This is a genomic window from Kosakonia sp. MUSA4, assembly GCF_013085925.1.
GTDB lineage: Bacteria > Pseudomonadota > Gammaproteobacteria > Enterobacterales > Enterobacteriaceae > Kosakonia > Kosakonia sacchari_B.
Window position 1 is genome coordinate 208,003 of record NZ_CP025697.1, and the last position, 24,131, is coordinate 232,133.

At 53.6% G+C, this 24,131-nt stretch carries 24 protein-coding genes and 3 tRNA genes; 13 read left to right on the forward strand and 14 right to left on the reverse strand.

Translation table 11 applies throughout. The annotated features are described in order from the left end of the window. Both C0557_RS00930 and yjeH read right to left on the reverse strand, forming a co-directional pair. Positions 1-247: helix-turn-helix domain-containing protein (locus C0557_RS00930; protein WP_217273278.1), on the reverse strand; the 247-nt coding region annotated here is incomplete at its 3' end. A gap of 67 nt (positions 248-314) precedes the next feature. Beyond that, complete coding sequence (gene yjeH, locus C0557_RS00935; RefSeq protein WP_208657190.1) at positions 315-1,571, reverse strand: L-methionine/branched-chain amino acid transporter; 1,257 nt, start codon at positions 1,569-1,571, stop codon at positions 315-317. Positions 1,572-1,823: 252 nt separating this feature from the next. Between yjeH and C0557_RS00940 the strand changes: the two genes are divergently transcribed. Together C0557_RS00940 and groL are read left to right on the forward strand one after the other, a co-directional pair. Next, positions 1,824-2,117, forward strand: coding sequence for a co-chaperone GroES (locus tag C0557_RS00940; protein ID WP_007372708.1), 294 nt, complete (start codon positions 1,824-1,826; stop codon positions 2,115-2,117). Between the two features lie 39 nt (positions 2,118-2,156). Beyond that, positions 2,157-3,803: a chaperonin GroEL gene (gene groL / locus C0557_RS00945; RefSeq protein WP_074780378.1), complete on the forward strand. Its 1,647-nt coding sequence runs from the start codon at positions 2,157-2,159 to the stop codon at positions 3,801-3,803. A gap of 107 nt (positions 3,804-3,910) precedes the next feature. Here the strand turns inward: groL and C0557_RS00950 are convergent, their stop codons facing one another. Next, a complete protein-coding gene (locus C0557_RS00950) occupies positions 3,911-4,468 on the reverse strand; it encodes a winged helix-turn-helix domain-containing protein (protein ID WP_217273279.1) in 558 nt (185 codons plus the stop codon). 653 nt (positions 4,469-5,121) lie between these two features. Between C0557_RS00950 and C0557_RS00955 the strand changes: the two genes are divergently transcribed. Both C0557_RS00955 and C0557_RS00960 read left to right on the forward strand, forming a co-directional pair. Then, on the forward strand, positions 5,122-5,478 hold the full coding sequence (locus C0557_RS00955) for a DUF4156 domain-containing protein (protein WP_043955494.1): 357 nt from the start codon (positions 5,122-5,124) through the stop codon (positions 5,476-5,478). Positions 5,479-5,889: 411 nt separating this feature from the next. Beyond that, the gene (locus C0557_RS00960; RefSeq protein WP_371813224.1) at positions 5,890-7,398 is read left to right on the forward strand and encodes a methyl-accepting chemotaxis protein; all 1,509 of its coding nucleotides are present in this window, start codon (positions 5,890-5,892) and stop codon (positions 7,396-7,398) included. 42 nt (positions 7,399-7,440) lie between these two features. Here C0557_RS00960 and epmB read toward each other — a convergent pair whose 3' ends face one another. Next, positions 7,441-8,469: an EF-P beta-lysylation protein EpmB gene (gene epmB, locus C0557_RS00965; RefSeq protein WP_208657193.1), complete on the reverse strand. Its 1,029-nt coding sequence runs from the start codon at positions 8,467-8,469 to the stop codon at positions 7,441-7,443. Positions 8,470-8,510: 41 nt separating this feature from the next. Between epmB and efp the strand changes: the two genes are divergently transcribed. From efp to ecnB, 3 genes are all read left to right on the forward strand, one after another. Further along, complete coding sequence (gene efp / locus C0557_RS00970; RefSeq protein WP_007372714.1) at positions 8,511-9,077, forward strand: elongation factor P; 567 nt, start codon at positions 8,511-8,513, stop codon at positions 9,075-9,077. Positions 9,078-9,135: 58 nt separating this feature from the next. Further along, a complete protein-coding gene (locus C0557_RS00975; RefSeq protein WP_208662749.1) occupies positions 9,136-9,267 on the forward strand; it encodes an entericidin A/B family lipoprotein in 132 nt (43 codons plus the stop codon). A 107-nt stretch (positions 9,268-9,374) separates the two neighbouring features. Continuing rightward, complete coding sequence (gene ecnB, locus C0557_RS00980) at positions 9,375-9,521, forward strand: lipoprotein toxin entericidin B (protein ID WP_014168289.1); 147 nt, start codon at positions 9,375-9,377, stop codon at positions 9,519-9,521. Positions 9,522-9,550: 29 nt separating this feature from the next. On the opposite strand, the gene C0557_RS00985 is transcribed toward ecnB, so the two are convergent. Beyond that, positions 9,551-10,153: a helix-turn-helix transcriptional regulator gene (locus C0557_RS00985; protein ID WP_208657194.1), complete on the reverse strand. Its 603-nt coding sequence runs from the start codon at positions 10,151-10,153 to the stop codon at positions 9,551-9,553. 263 nt (positions 10,154-10,416) lie between these two features. Between C0557_RS00985 and sugE the strand changes: the two genes are divergently transcribed. Beyond that, on the forward strand, positions 10,417-10,734 hold the full coding sequence (sugE, locus tag C0557_RS00990; protein WP_083416258.1) for a quaternary ammonium compound efflux SMR transporter SugE: 318 nt from the start codon (positions 10,417-10,419) through the stop codon (positions 10,732-10,734). On the opposite strand, the gene C0557_RS00995 is transcribed toward sugE, so the two are convergent. From C0557_RS00995 to frdA, 5 genes are all read right to left on the reverse strand, one after another. Next, positions 10,731-11,261 carry a lipocalin family protein gene (locus C0557_RS00995; RefSeq protein ID WP_208657195.1) on the reverse strand — a complete coding sequence of 177 codons (531 nt, stop codon included), beginning with the start codon at positions 11,259-11,261 and terminating at the stop codon, positions 10,731-10,733. The two genes, sugE and C0557_RS00995, sit on opposite strands and share 4 nt — an antisense overlap. Before the next feature lie 86 nt (positions 11,262-11,347). Further along, complete coding sequence (frdD, locus tag C0557_RS01000) at positions 11,348-11,707, reverse strand: fumarate reductase subunit FrdD (RefSeq protein ID WP_208657196.1); 360 nt, start codon at positions 11,705-11,707, stop codon at positions 11,348-11,350. A gap of 10 nt (positions 11,708-11,717) precedes the next feature. Further along, the gene (gene frdC, locus C0557_RS01005; protein ID WP_208657197.1) at positions 11,718-12,113 is read right to left on the reverse strand and encodes a fumarate reductase subunit FrdC; all 396 of its coding nucleotides are present in this window, start codon (positions 12,111-12,113) and stop codon (positions 11,718-11,720) included. Between the two features lie 10 nt (positions 12,114-12,123). Continuing rightward, positions 12,124-12,858 (reverse strand): succinate dehydrogenase/fumarate reductase iron-sulfur subunit, encoded by a 735-nt coding sequence (locus tag C0557_RS01010; protein ID WP_074774160.1) that lies wholly within the window; start codon positions 12,856-12,858, stop codon positions 12,124-12,126. Then, positions 12,851-14,641: a fumarate reductase (quinol) flavoprotein subunit gene (gene frdA, locus C0557_RS01015; RefSeq protein WP_043955477.1), complete on the reverse strand. Its 1,791-nt coding sequence runs from the start codon at positions 14,639-14,641 to the stop codon at positions 12,851-12,853. Before frdA ends, C0557_RS01010 begins: the two co-directional genes overlap by 8 nt. A 306-nt stretch (positions 14,642-14,947) precedes the next feature. Here frdA and epmA point away from each other — a divergent pair, with 306 nt between their 5' ends. Next, the gene (epmA, locus tag C0557_RS01020) at positions 14,948-15,925 is read left to right on the forward strand and encodes an elongation factor P--(R)-beta-lysine ligase (RefSeq protein ID WP_208657198.1); all 978 of its coding nucleotides are present in this window, start codon (positions 14,948-14,950) and stop codon (positions 15,923-15,925) included. A gap of 53 nt (positions 15,926-15,978) precedes the next feature. Here the strand turns inward: epmA and mscM are convergent, their stop codons facing one another. From mscM to rsgA, 3 genes are all read right to left on the reverse strand, one after another. After that, positions 15,979-19,311 carry a miniconductance mechanosensitive channel MscM gene (gene mscM / locus C0557_RS01025; RefSeq protein WP_208657199.1) on the reverse strand — a complete coding sequence of 1,111 codons (3,333 nt, stop codon included), beginning with the start codon at positions 19,309-19,311 and terminating at the stop codon, positions 15,979-15,981. Between the two features lie 22 nt (positions 19,312-19,333). After that, the gene (gene asd / locus C0557_RS01030; RefSeq protein WP_208657200.1) at positions 19,334-20,302 is read right to left on the reverse strand and encodes an archaetidylserine decarboxylase; all 969 of its coding nucleotides are present in this window, start codon (positions 20,300-20,302) and stop codon (positions 19,334-19,336) included. 98 nt (positions 20,303-20,400) lie between these two features. After that, entirely contained in the window at positions 20,401-21,456 is a 1,056-nt protein-coding gene (gene rsgA, locus C0557_RS01035) for a small ribosomal subunit biogenesis GTPase RsgA (protein WP_208657201.1), read from the reverse strand. A 94-nt stretch (positions 21,457-21,550) separates the two neighbouring features. Between rsgA and orn the strand changes: the two genes are divergently transcribed. The 4 genes from orn (at position 21,551) to C0557_RS01055 (ending at position 22,715) form a co-directional block, all read left to right on the forward strand. Then, complete coding sequence (orn, locus tag C0557_RS01040; RefSeq protein ID WP_208657202.1) at positions 21,551-22,096, forward strand: oligoribonuclease; 546 nt, start codon at positions 21,551-21,553, stop codon at positions 22,094-22,096. 255 nt (positions 22,097-22,351) lie between these two features. After that, a tRNA-Gly gene (locus C0557_RS01045) sits at positions 22,352-22,427 on the forward strand. 63 nt (positions 22,428-22,490) lie between these two features. Continuing rightward, positions 22,491-22,566: transfer RNA gene (locus tag C0557_RS01050), tRNA-Gly, on the forward strand. Between the two features lie 73 nt (positions 22,567-22,639). Then, positions 22,640-22,715 (forward strand) — tRNA-Gly (locus C0557_RS01055). Between the two features lie 269 nt (positions 22,716-22,984). Here the strand turns inward: C0557_RS01055 and queG are convergent. Further along, the gene (queG, locus tag C0557_RS01060; protein WP_208657203.1) at positions 22,985-24,124 is read right to left on the reverse strand and encodes a tRNA epoxyqueuosine(34) reductase QueG; all 1,140 of its coding nucleotides are present in this window, start codon (positions 24,122-24,124) and stop codon (positions 22,985-22,987) included. Between the last annotated feature and the right edge of the window lie 7 nt (positions 24,125-24,131).

Consider the following 24,131-nt stretch of genomic DNA (forward strand, 5'->3'; position numbering starts at 1 on the left):
CCTCACGCATTGAAAGTTCTTCATCGGGAGCAGTCCGGACAACAGTCATCCGGAACGCCGGAGAATGGCGGTCATTTTTCCAGGTAATACCATCAAGACCGTGGAGTTGCCAGGCTCTTACCCAGCGTCGCACTGATGTTCTTTCAACACCAAAACGTTCAGCGGTACGGTGTGTTCCATCTTTTCCGGCGAGGTAGTGATTAACTACAGCTAATCTGGTTTCGAGGGAATATTTTGGCTTTGCCATAAAAAACTGCACCTTACTCAGTTGGGTGTCCAACTTTTGGGGTGCAGTCCAACCGCCGGGCTTTTTTTTACGGCTGTACGGAGCGGATCGTTGTGGCGCGGCGCTTCGGCAGCAGCAACCACAGCGCGGCCAGCATGATCACCGCATACAAACTCTTCCAGCCAGGGATTACCAGCAGTAACAGGCACAGCGCGCTGCCGACCATCGCCAGCGCTTTATAGCGCCCTTTCAGCAAGCGGCAACCTGCCAGCATGCACAGCAGGTAGATCATGATGAAAATGCCGTTGGCGTAGATAATCAGCGTATCCAGATTAATGCTGAAAGCGTAGATGACGATGGTGCATACCATGCAGCAGAACAGCACGGCGTTGAGCGCATTCACCGGTAACTGGCGTTTAGAGAGCTTTGCCAGCGCGCTCTCGGGTTTATATGCCGCCTGCGACCACACCAGCCGGGCGAAGCTCTGGATATAAATGTTCAGGCTGGCGAAGCAGGCCAGATAGCCAATAATGCAGGCTATCCACAGCGCCTGTTTACCGAACAGTTCAACGACGATTGCCGGAAGCGATGCCGCTGCGCCGAGCGTGCGCCAGACATCAAAGTGCAGCACCACCACGGTACAGGCCCAGTAGACTGAACCCGCCAGTAGCAGGCCAATCATCAGCGCACGTGGAAAATCCCGCTCCGGGTTTTTGAATTCCGAAGCCAGATGGGCGAAAGCCTCCAGGCCGACAAAACACCAGAACATTACCGCCAGGGATGCCGACATCGCGGAAACCGACACCTGCGGCAGCGGCGGGAAAGGAATGTCGCGGAAGGTGATGCCGCCACGCCACCAGATAGCGACGATTAATGCCACAATCAGCCCGGCAATAATCGACTGCAAATTGGCGCTGGAACCTGCGCCGCGCGTGCCGATAAACCAAATCAGCACCAGCGTGCCAAGTTCAGCCATCAGCAATAACGGCCCTTGCCAGCCAAACATGCCTTGCCAGAAGCCCGCGGCAATATGCAGGGCTGCCGGCAGACCGACCGGGATCACCGAGAGAAACAGCCAGCCGGTGACCCGCTCAAGCCGCGGGCCGAACGCCAGACCAACAAAGTGGGCGACGCCACCCGCGCTCGGGAAATGACGACCAAGTATCGCAAACACAATCGCCACCGGAAACACCAGTAAAATGAGCACCGGCCATGCCCACAAGCTGCTGTCGCCTGCGGCCAGCGCCGCCAGCGCGGGTACGGCGAATACGCCGGTGCCGAGTAAAGACGTTGATAACAATCCAATGCCCTGTGCCAGCCCCAGCTCTTGTTTTAATCCACTCATTGTCTTCGTCTGTCGATTGTCGGTTGCGCCGATGTTATCACAATCGGTTTTACTTATGGCCGCGCCAGTGCCTGCCAGCAAGGGTGGGAACCGCCTGGTTTAGCGGGTGAGTCAGATTTCATAAATTTTTTTTGTTGTTCCCCCTTGAAGGGTGAAACAGCTAACCCCATCTCTCTGGTCACCAGCCGGAGAACCGTTTGCGGCCCGGCGCCATCCATAACTGATAAAGACTTTCTCAAAGGAGAGCTATCAATGAGTATTCGTCCGTTACATGATCGTGTGATCGTCAAACGTAAAGAAGTTGAATCCAAATCTGCTGGCGGCATCGTTCTGACCGGTTCTGCAGCAGGTAAATCAACTCGTGGCGAAATCATCGCTGTCGGTAAGGGCCGCATCCTGGAAAACGGTACCGTTCAACCACTGGACGTGAAAGTGGGCGATATCGTGATTTTCAACGATGGTTACGGTGTGAAAGCTGAAAAAATCGACAACGAAGAAGTGCTGATCATGTCCGAAAGTGACATCCTGGCAATTGTTGAAGCGTAACAACGCGCGCGAACCTGAACGAATTTAAGGAAAGAGAAAATGGCAGCTAAAGACGTAAAATTCGGTAACGACGCCCGTGTAAAAATGCTGCGCGGCGTAAACGTTCTGGCAGATGCAGTGAAAGTTACCCTCGGTCCAAAAGGCCGTAATGTGGTTCTGGATAAATCTTTCGGTGCACCGACCATCACCAAAGATGGTGTTTCCGTAGCACGTGAAATCGAACTGGAAGACAAGTTCGAAAACATGGGCGCGCAGATGGTGAAAGAAGTGGCCTCCAAAGCGAACGACGCTGCGGGCGACGGTACTACCACTGCAACCGTTCTGGCGCAGTCAATCATCACTGAGGGTCTGAAAGCTGTTGCTGCGGGCATGAACCCGATGGATCTGAAACGTGGTATCGACAAAGCTGTCGCTGCTGCGGTTGAAGAGCTGAAAGCACTGTCCGTACCGTGCTCTGACTCTAAAGCTATCGCTCAGGTAGGTACTATCTCCGCAAACTCCGACGAAACCGTGGGTAAACTGATTGCGGAAGCGATGGATAAAGTGGGTAAAGAAGGCGTGATCACCGTTGAAGACGGTACCGGTCTGCAGGACGAACTGGACGTGGTTGAAGGTATGCAGTTCGACCGTGGTTACCTGTCTCCTTACTTCATCAACAAGCCGGAAACTGGCGCAGTAGAACTGGAAAGCCCGTTCATCCTGCTGGCTGATAAAAAAATCTCCAACATCCGCGAAATGCTGCCGGTTCTGGAAGCCGTTGCGAAAGCAGGCAAACCGCTGGTTATCATCGCTGAAGACGTTGAAGGCGAAGCGCTCGCAACACTGGTGGTTAACACCATGCGCGGCATCGTGAAAGTCGCTGCTGTTAAAGCACCGGGCTTCGGCGATCGTCGTAAAGCTATGCTGCAGGACATTGCAACCCTGACCGGTGGTACCGTGATTTCTGAAGAAATCGGTATGGAACTGGAAAAAGCCACCCTGGAAGATTTGGGCCAGGCTAAACGCGTTGTGATCAACAAAGACACTACCACCATCATCGATGGCGTGGGTGAAGAAGCTGCAATCCAGGGTCGCGTAACCCAGATTCGTCAGCAGATCGAAGAAGCGACTTCCGATTACGACCGTGAAAAACTGCAGGAGCGTGTAGCTAAACTGGCTGGCGGCGTTGCCGTTATCAAAGTTGGCGCAGCAACTGAAGTTGAAATGAAAGAGAAAAAAGCACGCGTTGAAGATGCGCTGCACGCGACCCGTGCTGCCGTTGAAGAAGGCGTGGTTGCTGGCGGTGGCGTTGCGTTGATCCGTGTAGCAAGCAAAATTGCTGAGCTGAAAGGCCAGAACGAAGACCAGAACGTCGGTATCAAAGTTGCGCTGCGCGCAATGGAAGCTCCGCTGCGTCAGATCGTGCTGAACTGCGGCGAAGAGCCGTCTGTAGTGGCGAACACCGTTAAAGCTGGCGACGGCAACTACGGTTACAACGCTGCGACCGAAGAGTACGGCAACATGATCGACATGGGTATTCTGGATCCGACCAAAGTGACCCGTTCTGCTCTGCAGTATGCGGCGTCCGTTGCTGGCCTGATGATCACTACCGAGTGCATGGTAACCGACCTGCCGAAAAGCGATGCGCCTGATTTAGGTGCTGCTGGTGGCATGGGCGGCATGGGCGGTATGGGCGGCATGATGTAATTGCTGCCTGACGCGCGAGCAGGGCGACCTGTCGCGGGTTCAACGAAAAAGAGCGGGCATTCCCGCTCTTTTTTTGCTTTCTGCTTTGCTCATGGATGTGCATGAAACTATACCAGCAACGCTAACTCTGAAGGCGCCTGCACGTCCTGGTGCCAGCTCGCGCGAGGCTGAAGGCCTGTGGAAAAATTGCAGATACCAGTGCGGCTCTGCCAGACGCCAGTCAATAGCATGAAAAGCACGACCAGCAGCAATAATAACCCTAACTTTTTACAGTTTCTGCATATTAGCGGTGCGTCCGCTCTTACCCCACTATTGGCGAATTCTTTATTGGCAACAATATGTATATCCGCACTCAGTAAAAAACCTGTCTTAGGAATGGTTTTAATAACTTGAACGCCTAATCCAAAATTAGATAACATTCTACGTAACAGAGAAATATATTGATTTAACGTATTATTTGACGAGTGCTGACCATATTTACCCCAAACCGCTTTCAAAATATCATTGCGCGGTAAGATTTTTCCTTGATTCTCAATTAAAAAAGTCAACAATCTACTGCTGGCTCGAGTCAGTGTTAAATGGCTTTTTTCGCTTTCAACTTCGTTATTCCAGATAGTGCCATCGGCAGGCCTGAAATGGATTTTGTGATTAATGATAAATATCATAGTCGTACCTTGCATGGCGATGCTTATTATGGTTTTAGTTATTCTGCATTAATGAGTTAATTAAAGGTTGTTGTTACCACAAAACATTATAGTTGTTGCGATCTGTTTTTTAATGAATGTCCCATTGATGATTCCGTTCAACGAATTTTTTGATGTGCTACCATACTGTCTATCTAATATATGTTGTCAATGGTTTTGGTGATTGTTTACCCGGGTGGAGGGGTTAATCAGATTATTATGAGTACCAGGGTTTTAACATGTTACGGTTTGTAGATTCAGTTGATGCGCTTGATATTCTTTTCTTCGTTACCTGGCATATTATTTTATTGCCAATTATCGGTTGATATATAATCGCTTAACACGTTGTATTCAGCCCCGGGTTCTGCTTGAGGCGATGAGCACTGGCGGTGAAAAACCAGGCGTAACGCCGTGCGTGAAACGTACGCCTCAAACAGCACGGCCGCGTTGAAGAGCAGACAGCCTCTCCTGGCGTTGCTCCCTATCCAGTTTTATCGTTGCAATACGCTTTTCCTGGCACTATTTTCCGCGATTTGTGCGGCTTATGCTGAGGATGTTTTTCTTTTAGTCATCTTTTTAGTATAAGGTTTACACACGGGCGGCATGCGTCCAGCTCATTGATTATGGGGAATAACATGTACGTAAAACGTTTGGCTGGGATTATGGGCGGCGTGCTGCTGTTAGCAGGTTGCAGCAGTAGCAGCAGTGAACTAAGCGCCGCAGGGCAAGGCGTACGCTTTGTGGAAGATAAGCCAGGCGCGCAGTGCCAGTATCTCGGCACCGCCACCGGCTCGCAGAGCAACTGGCTCGCTGGCCAGCATGGTGAAGAGGGTGGTTCAATGCGCGCTGCGGCGAATGCGTTGCGCAACCAGGCGGCTGCGATGGGCGGCAACGTTCTTTATAACGTTTCCAGCCCGACGCAGGGTTTCTTATCCAGTTTTGTCCCGACCGCCAGCGAAATGAACGCGCAGGTCTATAAATGCCCTAACTAAGTTGTTTCTGCGGACTCCCGCTCATGCTGGCGGGAGTCTGTTAATTGCTTCATTCCGTTATTTATTCCTCTTCTCCTGACTCTTTTTCATAAATTTTGTTATTTCCCCCGTCCTGAATATTAAGTTTTCTTAAGGTTAAACAATATTTTCTGTTTCTTTGATGAGAAGATACCGCGATCACTAAAGTATGCGATTTTATTGTCGATATTGTTGGCAGGACGCAAAATAAAAGGATTTTAAAACGGGGTGATTTTGGTGGGTCAGAAGGGGGGCGGAAAGTCGATGAATATTACAAAAAAGCTATTGCTTGCATTTTCTTTATTAATCTTGAGTTTAATTGGTACAAACCTTATCGCAGTTTTTTCACTATCGAAAATTGGTAACGCGCAAGATTATTTCCAGGCAAATATCTTGCCGAGCCTCGACGCCATGAACAAAGAGATGCTGAAGGTCACCAGCATCCGTAGTCAGCTTTATCTACATGGTCTGACGCAAGATGCTGCTGGTATGAATGAAGTACAACAAAAAGCGTTAAAAATGTATGATGAATTATATGCCATGCATCAACATTACCTGAAAGACCTTATTTCCGATCAACACGATCTTGATTTGTCGAATAAAACGTTAGGTGATTTAGAAAAATTCCGTGCGGTGATGGATCAATATTTTAAAATATCCAATGCTAACGATCGTGATGGCATTGTTAAAGCCATGCATTCCGGGGGATTGGTTGCGAGTAGTATTACTCAATTGGTCAATGATTTTGACGAGCAAATTGCTTATAACACCTCGTTGGTGACTACCGCCAACAGTAATAATAGTTCGTTGATTTCTCGCGCAATGACGCTATCTCTGATTGCCACGCTGGCGGCGACGCTTATTCTGGGACTGTTTGGTTTATTCACCGTGTTGAATATCAAACGTCGTCTGAATGAGATGAAAGACGGGATGGTCAGTATCAGCGAAAAACTGGATCTCAGCCATGCATTACCAACGGGACGACTGGATGAGATTGGCCAGGCCGTTGGGGCATTCAACCGGCTAATTGAACGGGTCGCGGAATCACTGACCATGGTGCGCAGCGCCTCCGGCTCGGTGAATACTGCTGCCAATGAGATTGCGCTCGGCAACAATGAACTCTCTGCACGTACCGAACAGCAATCGGCCGCCGTGGTGGAAACGGCGGCGAGCATGGAAGAGCTGAGTTCGACGGTGAAACAGAACGCGCAGAACGCGCATCAGGCCAGCCAGCTAGCCACGTCAGCGGCAGATACGGCGGTAAAAGGCGGCACCGTTGTTAGCGTGGCGGTGAATCGCATGAAGGATATTATCGAAAGCTCGAAGCGCATTTCCGAAATCACCTCTGTGATTAATGGCATTGCATTTCAGACCAACATTCTGGCGCTTAACGCCGCTGTTGAAGCAGCCAGAGCGGGCGAGCAGGGGCGTGGTTTTGCGGTGGTAGCAGGCGAGGTGCGAAACCTCGCGCAGCGTAGCGCCCAGGCGGCGAAAGAGATTGAAGCCCTGATTCATGAGTCGGTTAACTATGTCGAAGAAGGTTCCCGGCAGGTCGATCTGGCGGGGGAAACGATGAGCGGCATTGTACACTCCGTGCAGCAGGTTAAAGATTTAATGCAGGAGATCGCCGCCGCGTCCGACGAGCAAAACCGTGGTATCTCGCAGATTGCCCAGGCGATGTCGGAAATGGATACCACCACGCAGCAGAACGCCGCGCTGGTACAGGAGTCTTCTGCCGCTGCCGGTAGCCTTGAAGAGCAGGCAAGCAAACTGCAACAGCTGGTTGATGTGTTCCGTTTGCCAGGGCTGCAACTGGAGAAAGTGAAAAAGTCGATCGGGAAAATACATCAACCAAAACAGGCTGTTGCCACTACGGGACAGGACGGTTGGGAGACGTTTTAAACGATAATGACGAGCCTGCAAAGGCTCGTCATTATTTGCGGCTTAGCGCTGGCGTAATTGCAAATCCAGCGGCGTCTTACTGGGTTCGCCGCCAATCTCGCGGGCAAGTTTCGGCACCATATAGCCGGAAACCAGCGTCAGAAGCTCGCGCATAATCAAACGCGCTTCGTCATCGCTCACCATAAAGTGCGCAGCGCCCTGAACTTTATCCAGCACGTGCAGATAGTAGGGCATCACCCCCGCATCAAATAACGCATTGCTCAACTCCGCCAGCGTTTGCGCATTATCATTCACGCCGCGTAGCAGCACGCTTTGATTCAGTAAAGTGACGCCCGCCTGCCGCAGTGCGGCCATCGCCGCGCGGAAGTCATCGCCGATCTCCTGGGCATGGTTAATATGATTGACCAGCAAAATTTGCAGAGATGAACGGGCGAAACGCGCGACCAGCGTATCCGTGATGCGCGCCGGGATCACAATCGGCAGGCGGCTGTGAATACGCAGGCGTTTAATGTGCGGAATGGCTTCCAGCTGTTCCAGCAGCCAGTCCAGCTCATGATCTTTCGCCATCAGCGGATCGCCGCCGGAAAAGATGATTTCATCCAGCTCCGGATGCGCTGCAATATAGTCCAGCGCGCCTTGCCAGTTACGCTTGTTGCCCTGATTTTCCGCGTAGGGGAAGTGGCGACGGAAGCAGTAGCGGCAGTTCACGGCGCAGCCGCCTTTCACCAGCAGCAGGGCGCGATTACGGTACTTATGCAGTAATCCGGGCACCACGCTACTCTGCTCTTCCAGCGGATCGGTGGTGAAACCGGGTGCGGCGATAAATTCCTGTGGTGCGGTGATCACCTGGCGCAATAGCGGATCGTTGGGATTGCCAGGCTGCATGCGCGCAGCGAAGGATCGCGGTACGCGTAGGGGAAACAGGCGTTTTGCCTCACGGCCTGCGGTTAAATTTTCATCCGTGTCTATCTTTAAAAGACGTAACAGTTCGTCCGGATCGGTTATTACATCGGCAAGTTGCATTAACCAATCTTCTCTGGACGGGGTATTTAGGGTTACAATATGCGCCATTTTGTGGCTAAGCTACCAGTTAACAATTTTCAGAGGGCCTTATGGCGACTTACTATAGCAACGATTTTCGTGCTGGTCTTAAAATCATGTTGGACGGCGAACCTTATGCGGTTGAAGCCAGCGAATTCGTTAAACCAGGTAAAGGCCAGGCATTTGCGCGCGTTAAGCTGCGTCGCCTGCTGACCGGTACTCGCGTAGAAAAAACCTTCAAATCTACTGACTCTGCCGAAGGCGCAGACGTTGTCGATATGAACCTGACTTACCTGTACAACGACGGTGAGTTCTGGCACTTCATGAACAACGAAACTTTCGAACAGCTTTCCGCTGACGCCAAAGCGATTGGCGACAACGCAAAATGGCTGCTGGATCAGGCTGAGTGCATCGTGACTCTGTGGAACGGCCAGCCGATCTCCGTCACCCCGCCGAACTTTGTTGAGCTGGAAATCGTTGAAACCGATCCAGGTCTGAAAGGCGACACCGCAGGTACCGGCGGCAAACCGGCTACCCTGAGCACTGGCGCAGTGGTTAAAGTTCCGCTGTTCGTACAGATCGGTGAAGTCATCAAAGTGGATACCCGCTCCGGCGAATACGTGTCTCGCGTGAAGTAGTGTCCGCGGCTTCGGCGTAGCGTCATGCTACGCCGTTGAACATAACAAGGCAGGAATGATGAAACGCCTTACCAAAATCCTTTTACTTATGCTTATCAGCAGCGCTTTGCTGTCGGGCTGCAATACGGCGCGCGGCGTCGGCGAAGATATTCAGAGCCTGGGCCACGCGATCTCTCACGCGGTCAGCTAAAAACTTCACATCTTCTTAAAAATCTTCCCGTTCCGGTCTCACTGCGGAATTTTGTCTATGCTTAAGTGGCTATACACGAATAATATTGGTCACAAAAGGAAGATATTATGGTTAAGAAGACAATTGCTGCGATCTTTTCTGTATTGGTCCTTTCATCCGTTCTGACAGCGTGTAACACCACGCGTGGCGTCGGTCAGGATATCTCTGAAGGCGGCAGCGCAATTTCTGGCGCAGCAAGCAAAGCGCAGCAGTAATCCTTGCCGGTACGGCATACGCCGTACCGCTAATTTGAATTTTCCGGCAGTGAAAGGAACGGTGTAAACCGATTTCCCATTCCGAGTTTCATGCGAATATTACGCTTGTAGGTATAAACGGTTTTGCCGTTAATACTTAGCCTGGCAGCGATGCTTTGGTTACTTTTCCCTTCCATCCATAGCGTGAGCACTTTCTCTTCCTGTTTGGTCAGTAATGGTGTCGCCATTTGTGGAATTGAACGCATCGGGCGCGCCAGCACAATGTCATCAATGACCTGCGCCAGTTTCTCCAGCGGTTCTGTTTTTAGCAGCGTTGCGCGAATTTTAAATTGCGCATAGAACCCGGAAAGTTGCTCATCGATACCTGATTCCAGCAGCAGTACCTGGTTTGAGTCGCCGCAGACGGAAAATAGCGAAGCAAGCTGTTGAATATGATGGATTTCATTTTTGAAACCATGAAGGTCGGCAATCACCAGATCGGGCTGCCACTGCACAATATGTTCTTTCGCCAGCATTAAATTATGCAACCCGGTGACGATAAACGAGGCGGGGAACAAATCGGGTTGATTGAGCCAGGACTCCACCCCAACGCGGGTGAAGTAACAACGGTCAATCACGAGAATCTTGAACATATTTTTCTTCGCAGTCAGAGGGTGGCGCACAACTTCCTGTATTCAGGAAAGTGATTCATCATAGGGGGTACATAAGGTGGGTAAATGCTGGAATTCCGCAGCGAACAGTGGCTATTTCTTGCTTTAACTTGCTGAATGTCAGCGGGCATAATCAAGTTGAAATTTTAAACTGTAGCGGGCAGAATTTGCCTCTCTTCACATCTCTGGCGGGACGACCTGTCAGTTTCATTTTTTTCGGGGACGGCCCCGCATCGGAGCCAATCATGTCCTGGTTAATTCTTCTTATCGCCGGTCTTCTTGAAGTGGTTTGGGCTGTCGGCCTGAAATACACCTACGGCTTTACGCGCCTTGTCCCCAGTATCATCACCGTTACCGCGATGATCGCCAGTATTGTGCTGCTGTCATGGGCAATGAAAACCCTGCCGGTCGGTACCGCTTATGCTATCTGGACCGGGATCGGTGCGGTGGGCGCGGCGGTTGCAGGGATTGTGTTGCTTGGCGAATCGGCAAGCCTGGCGCGTATTCTCAGTCTGTGTCTGATTGTCGCCGGAATCATTGGGTTAAAGCTCAGCACACATTAGTAAGACTGATTAATCCAGAGTAGTTTCTCCACAGCAAAACCTTGCCGGCTGGCGATATCCAGCATCTGCTGTTTGACCTCGGCTGGCAGGGTTGGCGTGCGCGACAGCAGCCACAAATAGTCGCGATCCGGGCCGCAAACCAGCGCGTAGCGATATTCATCGTCAAGAGCGATGATGTTGTAACCGCCATAGAAAGGACCGAAGAAAGAGACCTTCAGCGCAGCGGTATTCGGATTGCCGGTGAAATATGCCACGCCGGTGGACTGTTGCCACATGTCGCGCTGAGGATTATAGCCGCGGTTTATCACCGTCAGCCCGCCGTCGTTGCGCAAACTGTAGGTGGCGGTGACTTTCTCCAGACCGCTCTCGAAGTGGTGATCAAAACGCGCGATTTCGTACCATCTTCCGAGATAGCGCTGGGTATTGAAGTTTTGCACAACGGTGACGCCATCAGGCGGGGTAGGGGAACTACAGGCGGAGAGCAGTAACGCAGCGGTAATCGTGACGATCATCAGCAACATGCGCATGGGATTTTTCCTTCCAGATCTTTTCTTTAGGGTATAGACGCTGGCAGGAAATTTGCTCTCCCGCTTGCGCAGGAGAGCGACAGGTATCAAATAAAAATGACGCCGATCAGAGTGACCACGGTCAGAATCGCCGCGAGACCGTAGAACACCCATTTACCGTTCGGTACGTGAATTTTCAAATCATGCATCATATGGTGAATACGGTGCAGACCGCACCACACCGGCAGGACAATCATCAAAAACAGGAACACGCGGCCAATGAAGCTTTGCGCAAACGCCAGTACGCGCTCATAGCCCAGCGCTTCACCAGGGTAGAAGCCCAGCGGCAGCAGAATGCCGACCAGCAGCACGATGACCGGTGCGACAATGGCGCTCCACATACCACCTGCGCCGAACAAGCCCCAGAATACGGGTTCGTCAGAACGTTTTGGATTCGGGTTAATCACGTTGGCCTCCTTACCAGAAAAGAGCCACAAGCAGCACCACCACAGTGACTACCGCAGTCACCACCCAAAGCCCTTTCACTACCGGCTCTGGCCCCATTTTTTCGCCTTTGACGATGATAAGCTGCGCTTTCGGCGCCAGATCAAACCAGGTTTTGGTGTGCAGCAGCGCGGCAGCGAGCGTCACCAGATTGAGGATCACCACAATCGGGTTTTGCAGAAAATGCACGAACCCTTGCCAGCTTTCCGGCCCATGTTTTAGCGCAAACAGACCAAAGATCAGTTCGATACTGAACCAGACCGCAGGCACCGCCGTTCCTTCACGCAGCATATAGAAGCGATAAAACGGCAGAGTTTTCCACCAGCTTGACGGCATGGGACGAACCCAGGCTTTACGTTTAGTCGTCATAATGCACTCCTTAGCGTGGTTTCAGGGTAGCGATAAGAAAGTCTTTCGAGCTTTCCACCTTGCCCTGCTGAATGGCCGCAGCCGGATCGACATGTTTCGGACACACTTCCGAACAGTAGCCGACAAACGTACAGCTCCACACGCCGTTCTGGCTGTTGAGTTGCCCCATGCGCTCTTTTTTGCCGTTATCGCGGCTATCAAGGTTATAGCGATGCGCCAGCGTAATTGCCGCCGGGCCGATGAACTCAGGATTCAGACCAAACTGCGGGCAGGCGGCGTAGCACAGGCCACAGTTAATGCAGCCGGAGAACTGATGATACTTCGCCATCTGCGCCGGGGTTTGCTTGCCGGGCCCCTGATCCAGCGTGCGCGTATTGCCAATGATGTAAGGCTTAATCGCTTCGAGACTTTCGATAAAGTGGGTCATATCGACTACCAGATCGCGCTCAATCGGGAAGTTCGCCAGCGCCTCGACTTTCAGGCCTTTCTCGTAATCGCGCAGAAAGGTTTTACACGCCAGTTTCGGGACTTTGTTGACCATCATGCCGCAGGAGCCGCAAATCGCCATACGGCACGACCAGCGGTAGCTCAGATCCGGCGCAAGGTTATCTTTGATATAGTTCAGCGCATCGAGCAGAGAAGTGGCTTCATCGTAAGGCACGTCATAGAAGGCACTGTGAGGCGCATCGTCCACTTCCGGGTTGTAACGCACCACCTCCACTTTCAGATTCTTCATCTCAGACATTGTTCGTCTCCTTCTTCTCAGACGATTCAGCTTCTGCACCGTATACGCGTTTTGCCGGTGGCAGCGTAGTGATCTTCACGTCGCTGTATTCCAGTCGGGTTGCGCCGTCGGCATCGCGGAAAGCCAGCGTGTGCTTGAGGAAGTTGACGTCATCGCGCTCAGTACATCCCTCATCCAGGCGCTGATGCGCCCCGCGGGATTCTTTACGCGCCAGCGCCGAGTGCGCCATACATTCGGCCACGTTCAGTCCGTGTCCTAGTTCGATGGTGTAGAGCACGTCGGTGTTGAAGACGCTGGAAGTATCGGTAATGCGCACGCGTTTGAAACGCTCTTGCAGCTCGGCCAGCTTATCCACGGTTTTCTGCATTAATTCCGGCGTGCGGTAGATCCCGCAGCCTTCTTCCATGGATTCGCCCATTTCGTCGCGGATTTTCGCCCAGCTTTCGTTGCCGTCCTGATTGACCAGCGCTTTCAGCCGCTGCTCGACATCGGCTGCCTGCGCGTTTAACGCATCATCATTGGCCTGGCTCGCGGAGGCCGAACGTGCAATGGCGCGTTCACCGGCCAGGCGGCCAAACACCACCAGTTCCGCCAGCGAGTTCGAGCCGAGACGGTTGGCGCCGTGCAGGCCGACCGACGAGCATTCACCCACTGCAAACAGCCCGGTGATGCGGGATTCGCAGTTTTGGTCGGTTTCGATACCGCCCATGGTGTAGTGGGCTGTCGGGCGTACCGGAATCGGCTCTTTGATCGGATCGACGCCGACATAGGCTTTCGCCAGTTCGCAGATAAATGGCAGGCGCTCGTTGATTTTTTTCGCGCCAAGATGACGCAGATCGAGGTAGACCACATCACCGCGCGGCGTGGAGATAGTGTTGCCTTTACGCCACTCATGCCAGAACGCTTGCGACACTTTGTCGCGCGGGCCGAGTTCCATATATTTGTTCTTCGGCTCGCCCAGCGGCGTTTCCGGCCCCATGCCGTAATCCTGCAAATAACGGTAGCCGTTTTTGTTAACCAGAATGCCGCCTTCGCCGCGGCAACCTTCTGTCATCAGAATGCCGGAACCCGGCAGGCCGGTTGGATGGTACTGCACGAACTCCATGTCGCGCAGCGGAACGCCGTGCGCCAGCGCCATGCCCATGCCGTCGCCAGTTACAATGCCGCCGTTGGTGTTGTAACGGTAAACGCGGCCAGCGCCGCCCGTTGCCATCACCACGGCATTGGCGCGAATCTGCACCAGCGTACCTTCCATCATATTCATGGCGACCAGCCCGCGGGCATGGTTGTCATCCACAAGGATATCCAGCACGAAATGTTCGTCGAAGCGTTGGATTTGTGGGAACTGAAGAGAGGTTTGAAACAGGGTATGCAGCATATGGAAGCCGGTTTTATCGGCGGCGAACCAGGTACGTTCGATTTTCATCCCACCGAAGCGCCGCACGTTGACCGAACCATCCGGGCGACGGCTCCACGGACAACCCCACTGTTCAAGTTGGGTCATTTCTGTCGGGCAATGATGCACAAAATAGTCAACGACATCCTGTTCGCAAAGCCAGTCACCGCCAGCAACGGTATCGTGGAAATGGTATTCGAAGCTGTCATGATCCTGGGCGACGGCGGCAGAACCGCCTTCTGCGGCAACCGTGTGGCTGCGCATCGGATAAACTTTTGAAATCAATGCGATTTTGGCTTTCGGGTTGGCTTGCGCCGCCGCGATTGCGGTGCGTAATCCCGCTCCGCCTGCGCCTATCACAGCGATATCGGCTTGAAAGGTTTGCACGACATTCCTCCAGATTATTGTTGTTCCGCAACGATAAGCCAGACCGCTTAAGGCAGTTGCGAATATGTTCCACTGCTCCTTTTTGGGTAAGGAGCAGTATAACCGCAGAGATCCAAGGGAAATTTGATGCGTTCGATTTTTTTGCTGTTCTTTAAGGCAATGCATCATTCATATTGATAAATATCATCCTTGATTACTTCCTCTTTATTTATAGACGAGATAAATGAAATTTTTTTGCGCAAAATTTGTCTCTGCGGATCGATGCGGGTAGACTTCGTGCCCTTGTCTGAATTCGGAGAACGTACCATGAGCGAAACGGCCACCTGGCAGCCGAGCGCATCCATCCCCAATTTATTAAAACGCGCGGCAATCATGGCGGAGATCCGGCGTTTCTTCGCCGATCGCGGCGTACTTGAGGTGGAGACGCCCTGTATGAGCCAGGCAACGGTAACGGACGTTCATCTGTTCCCGTTTGAAACCCGTTTTGTTGGCCCCGGCCATTCTCAGGGGATCAATCTCTATCTGATGACCAGCCCGGAATACCATATGAAGCGTCTGCTGGCGGCGGGGTGCGGCCCGGTATTCCAGCTGTGCAGAAGCTTCCGTAATGAAGAGATGGGCCGTCATCACAATCCTGAATTCACCATGCTTGAGTGGTATCGTCCGCACTACGATATGTACCGTCTGATGAACGAGGTGGACGATTTACTGCAACAGGTACTGGAGTGCCCGGCAGCGGAATCGCTCACTTACCAGCAGGCATTTCAGCGTTATCTGGAAGTGGATCCGCTCTCTGCTGATAAAGCGCAGCTGCGCGAAGTGGCGGCGAAACTCGATCTGAGCAATATTGCCGAGACAGAAGAAGACCGCGATACGCTGCTACAACTGCTGTTTGCCATGGGCGTTGAGCCGCATATCGGCAAAGACCGTCCGACTTTCGTGTATCACTTCCCGGCAAGCCAGGCCGCGCTGGCGCAGATCAGCACCGAAGATCACCGCGTGGCGGAACGTTTTGAGGTCTATTTCAAAGGCATTGAGCTGGCGAATGGTTTCCATGAGCTGACTGACGCCCGCGAGCAGCAGCAGCGTTTTGAGCAGGATAACCGCAAGCGCGCGGCGCGCGGTCTGCCACAGCAGCCGGTGGACAATAATTTGCTGGAAGCGTTGAAAGCCGGCCTGCCGGATTGTTCTGGCGTGGCGCTGGGCGTTGATCGTCTGGTAATGCTGGCATTGCAGGCGGAAAGCCTGGCTGAGGTTATTGCGTTTACCGTTGACCGGGCCTGATGAGTCGGTGCAGTAACATGAAAAAAGGCGCCTGGGGCGCCTTTTTTGTTGCCTTACAAACTTCCCGCCGGGCGATTGCCTTTGCCTGCGGAAGTCAGCGTTCGCGCCGTGCGTTTCCCGTCGAGGCTCTCCAGCCGCATCTGGAATGGCGGGAACGGCAAATCGATACCGTGTTCGCGGAAGCCCGCCAGAATCAGCTGGTGGATTTCGTGGCGCAGCGGCATACGATGCCCCATCTCAGCGGCATAGATGCGCAGTTCAAACAGTTGAATACCCTGTTGCAGATCGACCAGGAACACTTCCGGTGCCGGATTATCAATCACAAAAGAGCAGCGTTCGGCTGCGGTATACAGGATCTGCGTCACCTCTTCACTGTTGGCATCTGCTGGCGCAGGCACGGTTAAAACCACGCGCGTGACGGAATCGGAGAGCGACCAGTTAATAAACTGCTCGGTAATAAACGCTTTGTTCGGCACGATGATCTCTTTACGATCCCAGTCGCTGATGGTGGTGGCGCGGGTGTTGATTTTCGTCACGCTGCCCGTCAGATCGCGGATCGTTACGGTATCGCCAATGCGGATCGGCTTCTCAAACAGAATGATCAGGCCAGAGATGAAGTTGGCGAAAATCTCCTGTAAGCCAAAGCCGAGACCGACACCCAATGCGGCGACCAGCCATTGCAGTTTGGCCCATTCGATGCCGATCATCGAGAAGCCGACCAGCCCACCGAACAACATCAGCAAATATTTAGTGATAGTGGTAATGGCATAACCGGTGCCGGGCGACAGATCCAGATGTTGCAGCAGCGCCAGTTCCAGCAATGCCGGAAGGTTGCGCACCAGTTGCGTGGTGATGATAAACACGAGAATGGCGATCAGCACCGCGCCGAGCGTAATTGGCTCCAGGCTTTCCACTCCCTGCACCGTCGAAGTGACATCCCACAGCGGAATATTTTCCAGAAAACCAAAAGCGGAATGGATCTCCGACCACAGCACGATGACAGACAGCAGCGCAATCAACATCAGGATCGACCGCACCAGCCGCAGCGACTGGACGCTGATCGCATCGAGATCCACTTCCTGTTCATCGACATCGGCAGCACCTTCGGTGCTGGCGTGATGCGGCACATCCTCTTCGCCCCGCGCACGTTGCGCGAGGATTTCCGCGCGGCGGTGGCGTGCGCGTTCAAACGCCAGGCGACGGCGCTGAATCAGCATCCAGCGGCGGATAATGTGGTAGACCACCAGCAGGGCGAACCAGATAGCGACGGAGGTTTCCAGACGCGCCAGCAGCGCCTGCGACGTAGCCAGGTAGCCGACCGCTGCGGCGAGGATCGCCGTCAGCGGCGCGCACAGCAGCAAATTCCACAACAGATGATTCGGCAAATTATCGGCGCTGCCGCTTTTGTCCACATAAAGCGGGATCCCGGCGCGTTTCAGGCTCAGCGTCACCAGCGCCAGCGCGCCACAGATGAGGATAAAGCACAGCCGCCCCAGCGAGCCGGAGAACTCCCGATCGTTGAGGTTATCGAACATAATCAGCGCCATGATCAGCGGTACGATAAAGCCAATACTCATCAGGTAGTAACGCATGCCGCGCGCAACGCGGTTGCGCGGCCAGCCAAAGTGGGCAACAAACAGGCCGGTTGGACGGGCGAAGGTCGCGCAAATCATCACCACCCACAACAGCGGCACGGTAGCCGTGACGCCATCGCCGACGGCGACCGCCAGCGGCCAGGGCCAGGCTTCCTGCAAACCGTAACCCAGCGTGGCCCACAGCACCGGAAGCGGTGATGCGACGAGGATCGACCAAAAAACGGTGCGCATGGTCAGCCAGAAGTGATCCTGTGTGACCTTGCCGACGCGGGCGCTTGAACGCTCCAGAAAGCGGGTAAAGTGCCGACGTGAATAGATGCTGAAACCCACCAGCGCTAACGCACCAAACAGCGGGAACAGCGTCTCTTTGCTGGTCAGCATCATAATACTGGCTTTGCCAAGCTGGCTGAGGGTATCCAGCGACAATAAGCGGCGCAGATCCTGCACAATCTCGATTGGCCATGTAAAGGTCAGCGGGCTGACATCCGCCGTCCAGAACAGATAGCGGTGCGTCGCTTCATTCACCTCTTTCAGCGCATCTTCGAGCTGGCTATTGGCCACTTTCAGCTTGGTGAGCTCAAGGATCAGCGTATCGCCGCCCTGAAGCAAAGAATTCAGCAGTTCGCGTTGCGTACGTAACTGGGCTTCCAGAATGCGGTTCTGCTCGGCGGTAAGCGCTTTGTCGTCCGCCTGGCGGATTTGTCGCAGTTGTGGCTGCTTATTCAGCAAATCTTCATAGCGCATCCGATGGACGCGCAGTTGCGCCATCTCGGTATCCAGTTGCTGTGGTTTTGGCATTTCCGGTAGGCGGGCAACCTGCGCGCGCAGCGCTTCACCCAGCATATTCGAGGCGCCGAGCCATTGAGACTGCTCACGCAGCGTATTAAGCGCCTGGCGAACCTGTAAAGTCTGCCCGGATGCCTGCCGCTGCTGGGATGCGACCAGATCCATACGCTGCGCCTGTTGGTTCAGCGCCTGCGACAGTTCGCGGTTGATGCGGAACTGCTCGACGATACCGGCAGGCAGATTGGCGCTGTTTTCCGCCAGTAGCTCAGTGCTCTCCAGCGCCTGTTCGGCTTCGCGCTGTCGCTGGCTGTTGAGCTGGTTACGCAATGCCTGTAGATACGCATCCAGTTGCTGGCTCTGCTTCTGCGCCAGTTCGGAGCGCATCCGCGCCAGTTCCTGACGGTTATTGGCGGAAAGTTGTGCCAGATCGAGCTCATCAACCAGCGCTTTCAGCTTTGCGGATTCTGCCTGCGCGCCGAAGTTTTGCGCCTGCGCCAATGGCGTGTTGGTGTTTTGCGCGCCGAGTCGGCGCTCCACTTCGGTGACCTGACGGCGCGCGTCGGTCTGCTGTTGCGGGATCTGACTCAGGGAATCGCTGATCTCTCTGGCGCGTTCCTGCTCCTGCTGGGCGAGGCGGGTTTTTTCCAGCAACTGGCTGCTGACCTGCAGGATCTCCTGATTCAGCGCGTCGCTGCTCATCCCCTCGGGAACCGATTTGGGTTCCTCGCGCAGGTTATCCAACTGTGCGCGCAGAGTGCGGGAAAGCTTGGGGAAATTATCAATAACTTGTTGATATTGCTGTGCACGCTCGAGGGAACCTTTGCGTTCCTCAAGGGCGTTTAGCGCGGCCTGGAGCACCTCGATCGTTTCTGCCTGCTCCGGCGTGTTTTTCGCCGCCTTAACCTGCTCCAGTTCCTGGGTGATTTGTCGGGCATCGGGAGCCGTTGCTGCAACGGCTCCCTGGCTGAGGCACCAGGCCATCAGAAAAACGATAATCAGGCGCACATCAGTCTCCGTGGTGCGGGGGTTAGCCCTGGTCTTTTTGATCGTCAACCAGCGGGCTGGCGTCGTGTTCTGCCTGGATTTCCGCTTCCGGCAGCGGTGCCGGTTCGGCATCTACCGGCGCGAAGGGCTCGGTAGAAACGGCCAGCGGCTGGCCGATTTTGGTTACCGACAGGCTTTGCAGTTGCTCTGCCAGCGCCACTTTACCCGGCGCAAACAGGTTGATGACGGTCGAACCGAGTTTGAAGCGGCCCATCTCCTGGCCTTTCAGCAGCGCAACCGCGCCTTCGCTGTCGCCCGCAGGCCATGTCCAGCGTTTGATAATGCCTTCGCGCGGCGGCGTGATGGTGCCTGCCCACACGGTTTCGATACTTCCGACAATGGTCGCGCCGACAAGAATTTGCGCCATCGGGCCGAACTCAGTATCAAACAGGCAGATCACGCGTTCGTTACGGGCAAAGAGATTAGGGACATTTTGCGCCGTCAGATGGTTAACGGAGAAGAGATCGCCCGGCACGTAAATCATCTCGCGCAGGATGCCATTACACGGCATATGAACGCGGTGATAATCGCGCGGAGAGAGATAGGTGGTGACAAAGCTACCGTTGCGGAACAGGTCTGCCATCAGGTAGTTGCCTGCCAGCAGCGCTTCCAGGCTGTAGTTGTGACCTTTGGCCTGCAGGATTTTGTCATTCTCAATGGCGCCGAGCTGGCTGATAACGCCGTCTGCGGGCATCACCAGCACGTTCGGATCGGTATTGATCGGGCGCACGTCGTCGCGCAGCGGACGCACAAAGAAATCGTTAAAGGTGCGGTAGCTGGCGGTGTCCGGCTTCTGCGCCTCTTTCATATCGACCTTGTAATATTTTACGAACAGATCGATAACCAGTTTGGTCAGCCAGCCTGCACGTTTGCTTGCGCCCCAGCCCGCCAGGCGAGTGAGCCACAGTTTAGGCAGAATGTATTGAAGCGAAAGTTTAAATGAATTTAACAAGGTAGCCTCCAGGCCATTGTTTTTGTCGTTCCTGACCCGACGCCGAAGCGCCTGAGTCTTTGAAAAGGGGACGATTTTAGCGACGCTTAGCTTAGTTGTCAGTCGTCCGATTCAGAAAAGCTTTTACGCGTTTTTACTTGCGCCATGCTTTCAAGAATACGGTGATAGTTGTCGAAACGGCTTTCTGCAATCTCGCCATTTTCTACCGCCTCGCGGATGGCGCAACCGGGATCGGTATCGTGTTTGCAGTCGCGGTATTTACAGTGACCGATGTAGTCATGGAATTCGACAAACCCGTTGGTGATTTGTTCCGGGTCAAGATGCCAGAGGCCAAACTCACGAACGCCCGGTGAATCAATCACATCGCCGCCGTGCGGGAAATGGTAGAGGCGCGCTGCGGTAGTGGTGTGCTGCCCCAGGCCGGAAACATCAGAAACATCGTTAGTGAGTATTTGCTCTTCCTGGAAATCGAGCAGCGCATTGAGCAGGCTTGATTTCCCGACGCCGGACTGCCCGGCAAAGATGCTTATACGGTCGGTTAGCGCTTCAACGAGCGGCGCCAGGCCATCTTGCTTGTGGCTGGAGACCATCAGCACCTTGTAGCCAATGTTGCGGTAGATATCCATCTGCTCATTGACGAATGCCATTCCTTCGTCATCCAGCAGATCGATTTTGTTCAGGACGATCAGCGGAGCAACCTGCAACGCTTCGCAGGCGACCAGATAGCGATCGATAATGTTGAGTGACAGTTCCGGCAGGATCGCGGAGACCACTACGATTTGATCGATATTGGCGGCGATGGGTTTTACGCCATCATAAAAATCAGGGCGCGTCAGCACCGAGGTGCGTTCGTGCACAGCTTCAACGATGCCCTTGACGGTGACGCCTTCCGCCGCTTCTTTACCTGGGCGCCAGACAACGCGGTCGCCGGTGACCAGCGAGCGGATCGTGCGGCGAATGTTACAGCGATGCACTTCGCCGTTGGCAGATTCCACATCGGCGTGCATGCCAAAGCGGCTGATCACCACCCCTTCGGACGCTTCGCCGAACAGGTTGTCATCGTAGTCAGCTTTCTCCGCAGACGTTTTCAGTCGGCGCTGGTGGTTCGCTTTTACGCGGCGCTGCTGTCCTTTGGAGAGTTTATTTTTACTCAATCGTGCTGGCTCCTGGTCGCCCTGGATGGGCAAAACCTCTATGATACACGCAATTTTAGATGAATATAGTTACGCGAGAAGGGTGGAAAATAGCATGAGCGCAAATGAAAACAACCTCATTTGGATCGATCTGGAGATGACGGGGTTAGATCCCGAGCGCGATCGCATTATTGAGATCGCCACGCTGGTAACCGATGCGAATCTGAACATCCTGGCGGAAGGGCCGGTGATTGCGGTACATCAATCCGACGCGCAGCTGGCGTTAATGGATGAGTGGAACGTGCGTACTCATACCGGCAGCGGTCTGGTTGATCGCGTTAAAGCCAGCCAGCTCGACGATCGAGCCGCGGAACTGGCGACGATCGAATTCCTTAAAGAGTGGGTGCCGGCGGGCAAATCCCCCATCTGTGGCAACAGCATTGGCCAGGATCGCCGTTTTCTGTTTAAGTACATGCCCGAACTGGAAACGTATTTCCACTACCGTTATCTGGATGTCAGCACGCTGAAAGAGCTGGCGCGTCGCTGGAAGCCGGAAGTCCTGGAAGGCCTGAAAAAACAGAATACCCACCAGGCGCTGGATGATATTCGCGAGTCGGTGGCTGAACTGGCGTACTATCGCGAGCATTTTATTAAGCTTTAAGGCAATGAAGGCGCGGGGCCGATTATTTTTTCAGTTGCCCCGCAAGCCAGTGCTGGCGCGGGTTTGCTGGAAAAATGCGCATTTTGTCGATTAAAGCAGCACTTGAACAAAAAAAGCGAAAATTTGCTGTCGGGGGCTTGCAGCAGAAATGATTTCTCGTATAATGCGCCTCCCGTGAAGACACAGAAATGTGCAACACGGCATCACGGAATTTCAGCGGAAATTGTTCGTAATTAGCTGAAAAATCGATGATAAGCGGGAATAGCTCAGTTGGTAGAGCACGACCTTGCCAAGGTCGGGGTCGCGAGTTCGAGTCTCGTTTCCCGCTCCAAAATTTGAAATGCACCATCCAGATTTACTGGTTTCGGCATTGAAGCTGAATCCGGATAAATATGCGGGAATAGCTCAGTTGGTAGAGCACGACCTTGCCAAGGTCGGGGTCGCGAGTTCGAGTCTCGTTTCCCGCTCCAAATTTGAAATGCCGAAAGGCACGCACCATCCAGATTTACTGGTATCGGCAAGCAAGCCTGTCCAGATAAGTATGCGGGAATAGCTCAGTTGGTAGAGCACGACCTTGCCAAGGTCGGGGTCGCGAGTTCGAGTCTCGTTTCCCGCTCCAAATCTTCATCTATAAAAAATTATCCACAGCGGGATCCCTCGCTGGGGCCGTTTTTTTATTGTCCTGTCAAACTATTATGAACAGAGTTATCCACAGGCATAACTTTCATTCGCAACACTATCATTGCTTCGCCAGGTGAATAGTCTCTTTTCAACCATCTGAAAAATAAAAACAAAATAATATTTCAAACTGTTAATGCGATCGCTTGACGATTTTGTGAACGTTGAATCGTAATGTGTTTTTTATTTTATTCACAAGCTGTGGATGGTTCAGGCATCGCGCGGCAGCCCTTTTTCAACCACCCGTACCAGTCGCTGCTTTTGCGGGGGTTGTACTTCCACTACGCAGGTATTTCGTTTCTCAATTTGCTGCGCAATCGCCCATTCTATGTGTTCGTCGAGAAGTGGGTGCTCACCCAGCCGCTGTCGGAGAGCCTGGATAATGGCCTCGTCCCACGGCGCATTGCCCAGCGCAACGGCAATATTGCGTAGCCAGCGTAAATGACCAATACGGCGAATCGCCGAACCTTCCGTGACTTTCAAAAAGTGCGCTTCATTCCAGGCGAACAGCTCAATCAGTGCGGGCGCATGCAGCGCTTTGCGCGGGCTGAAATCCTCTTCGTTGGTCAGCTGTGAGTAGCGATTCCAGGGGCAAATCAGCTGGCAGTCGTCGCAGCCGTAAATGCGGTTACCAATCAGCGGGCGAAACGCTTCCGGGATGGCACCTTCCAGCTCAATCGTCAGATAAGAGATGCAGCGGCGGGCATCGACGGTATAAGGCTCGACAATGGCGCCGGTCGGGCAAATCGTCATGCAGGCCACGCAGCGCCCACAGCCCTCTTCAACTGGCGAATCCACGGGTAACGGGAGATCAATCAGCAGTTCGCCAAGGAAAAAGAACGAGCCTGCATCGCGGCTGAGGATAAGTGAGTGCTTACCTGTCCAGCCCAGCCCGGCTTTTTCCGCCAGCGGACGCTCAAGAATGGGCGCAGAATCAACAAAAGGTCTAAAATTCAGCGAAGCACAATGCTGCTGGATAAGTTCTCCGAGCTTTTTGAGCCGGTTGCGCAGCAGCTTATGATAATCGCGACCCAGCGCATAACGGCTGACATAGCCCAGCGTTGGGTCTTTCAGCGTGCTGGCGAAAGCAGCCTGTGCAGGAAGGTAATTCATGCGCACGCTAATGACGCGCAGCGTGCCGGGGAGAAGCTCGTGGGGGCGGGTGCGCATCATGCCGTGGCGCGCCATCCACTCCATTTCGCCGTGATATTGTTTGTCCAGCCACGCCTGCAGCTTCGGCTCGCTGGCGCTGAGATCGGTATCCGTAATACCGACCTGCTGAAAACCCAGTTCAGAGCCCCACTGTTTGATTTGTTGCGCTAAGTCATTGAGATTGAGGGGCTGTGACATGACGGAC

Excerpts from the sequence above, each read along its gene's own strand:
- yjeH (WP_208657190.1), bottom strand. The coding sequence starts at position 1,571 with ATGAGTGGATTAAAACAAGAGCTGGGGCTGGCACAGGGCATTGGATTG.
- C0557_RS00940 (WP_007372708.1), top strand. The coding sequence starts at position 1,824 with ATGAGTATTCGTCCGTTACATGATCGTGTGATCGTCAAACGTAAAGAA.
- groL (WP_074780378.1), top strand. The coding sequence starts at position 2,157 with ATGGCAGCTAAAGACGTAAAATTCGGTAACGACGCCCGTGTAAAAATG.
- C0557_RS00950 (WP_217273279.1), bottom strand. The coding sequence starts at position 4,468 with ATGATATTTATCATTAATCACAAAATCCATTTCAGGCCTGCCGATGGC.
- C0557_RS00955 (WP_043955494.1), top strand. The coding sequence starts at position 5,122 with ATGTACGTAAAACGTTTGGCTGGGATTATGGGCGGCGTGCTGCTGTTA.
- epmB (WP_208657193.1), bottom strand. The coding sequence starts at position 8,469 with ATGGCGCATATTGTAACCCTAAATACCCCGTCCAGAGAAGATTGGTTA.
- efp (WP_007372714.1), top strand. The coding sequence starts at position 8,511 with ATGGCGACTTACTATAGCAACGATTTTCGTGCTGGTCTTAAAATCATG.
- C0557_RS00975 (WP_208662749.1), top strand. The coding sequence starts at position 9,136 with ATGAAACGCCTTACCAAAATCCTTTTACTTATGCTTATCAGCAGCGCT.
- ecnB (WP_014168289.1), top strand. The coding sequence starts at position 9,375 with ATGGTTAAGAAGACAATTGCTGCGATCTTTTCTGTATTGGTCCTTTCA.
- C0557_RS00985 (WP_208657194.1), bottom strand. The coding sequence starts at position 10,153 with ATGTTCAAGATTCTCGTGATTGACCGTTGTTACTTCACCCGCGTTGGG.
- sugE (WP_083416258.1), top strand. The coding sequence starts at position 10,417 with ATGTCCTGGTTAATTCTTCTTATCGCCGGTCTTCTTGAAGTGGTTTGG.
- C0557_RS00995 (WP_208657195.1), bottom strand. The coding sequence starts at position 11,261 with ATGCGCATGTTGCTGATGATCGTCACGATTACCGCTGCGTTACTGCTC.
- frdC (WP_208657197.1), bottom strand. The coding sequence starts at position 12,113 with ATGACGACTAAACGTAAAGCCTGGGTTCGTCCCATGCCGTCAAGCTGG.
- C0557_RS01010 (WP_074774160.1), bottom strand. The coding sequence starts at position 12,858 with ATGTCTGAGATGAAGAATCTGAAAGTGGAGGTGGTGCGTTACAACCCG.
- epmA (WP_208657198.1), top strand. The coding sequence starts at position 14,948 with ATGAGCGAAACGGCCACCTGGCAGCCGAGCGCATCCATCCCCAATTTA.
- orn (WP_208657202.1), top strand. The coding sequence starts at position 21,551 with ATGAGCGCAAATGAAAACAACCTCATTTGGATCGATCTGGAGATGACG.
- queG (WP_208657203.1), bottom strand. The coding sequence starts at position 24,124 with ATGTCACAGCCCCTCAATCTCAATGACTTAGCGCAACAAATCAAACAG.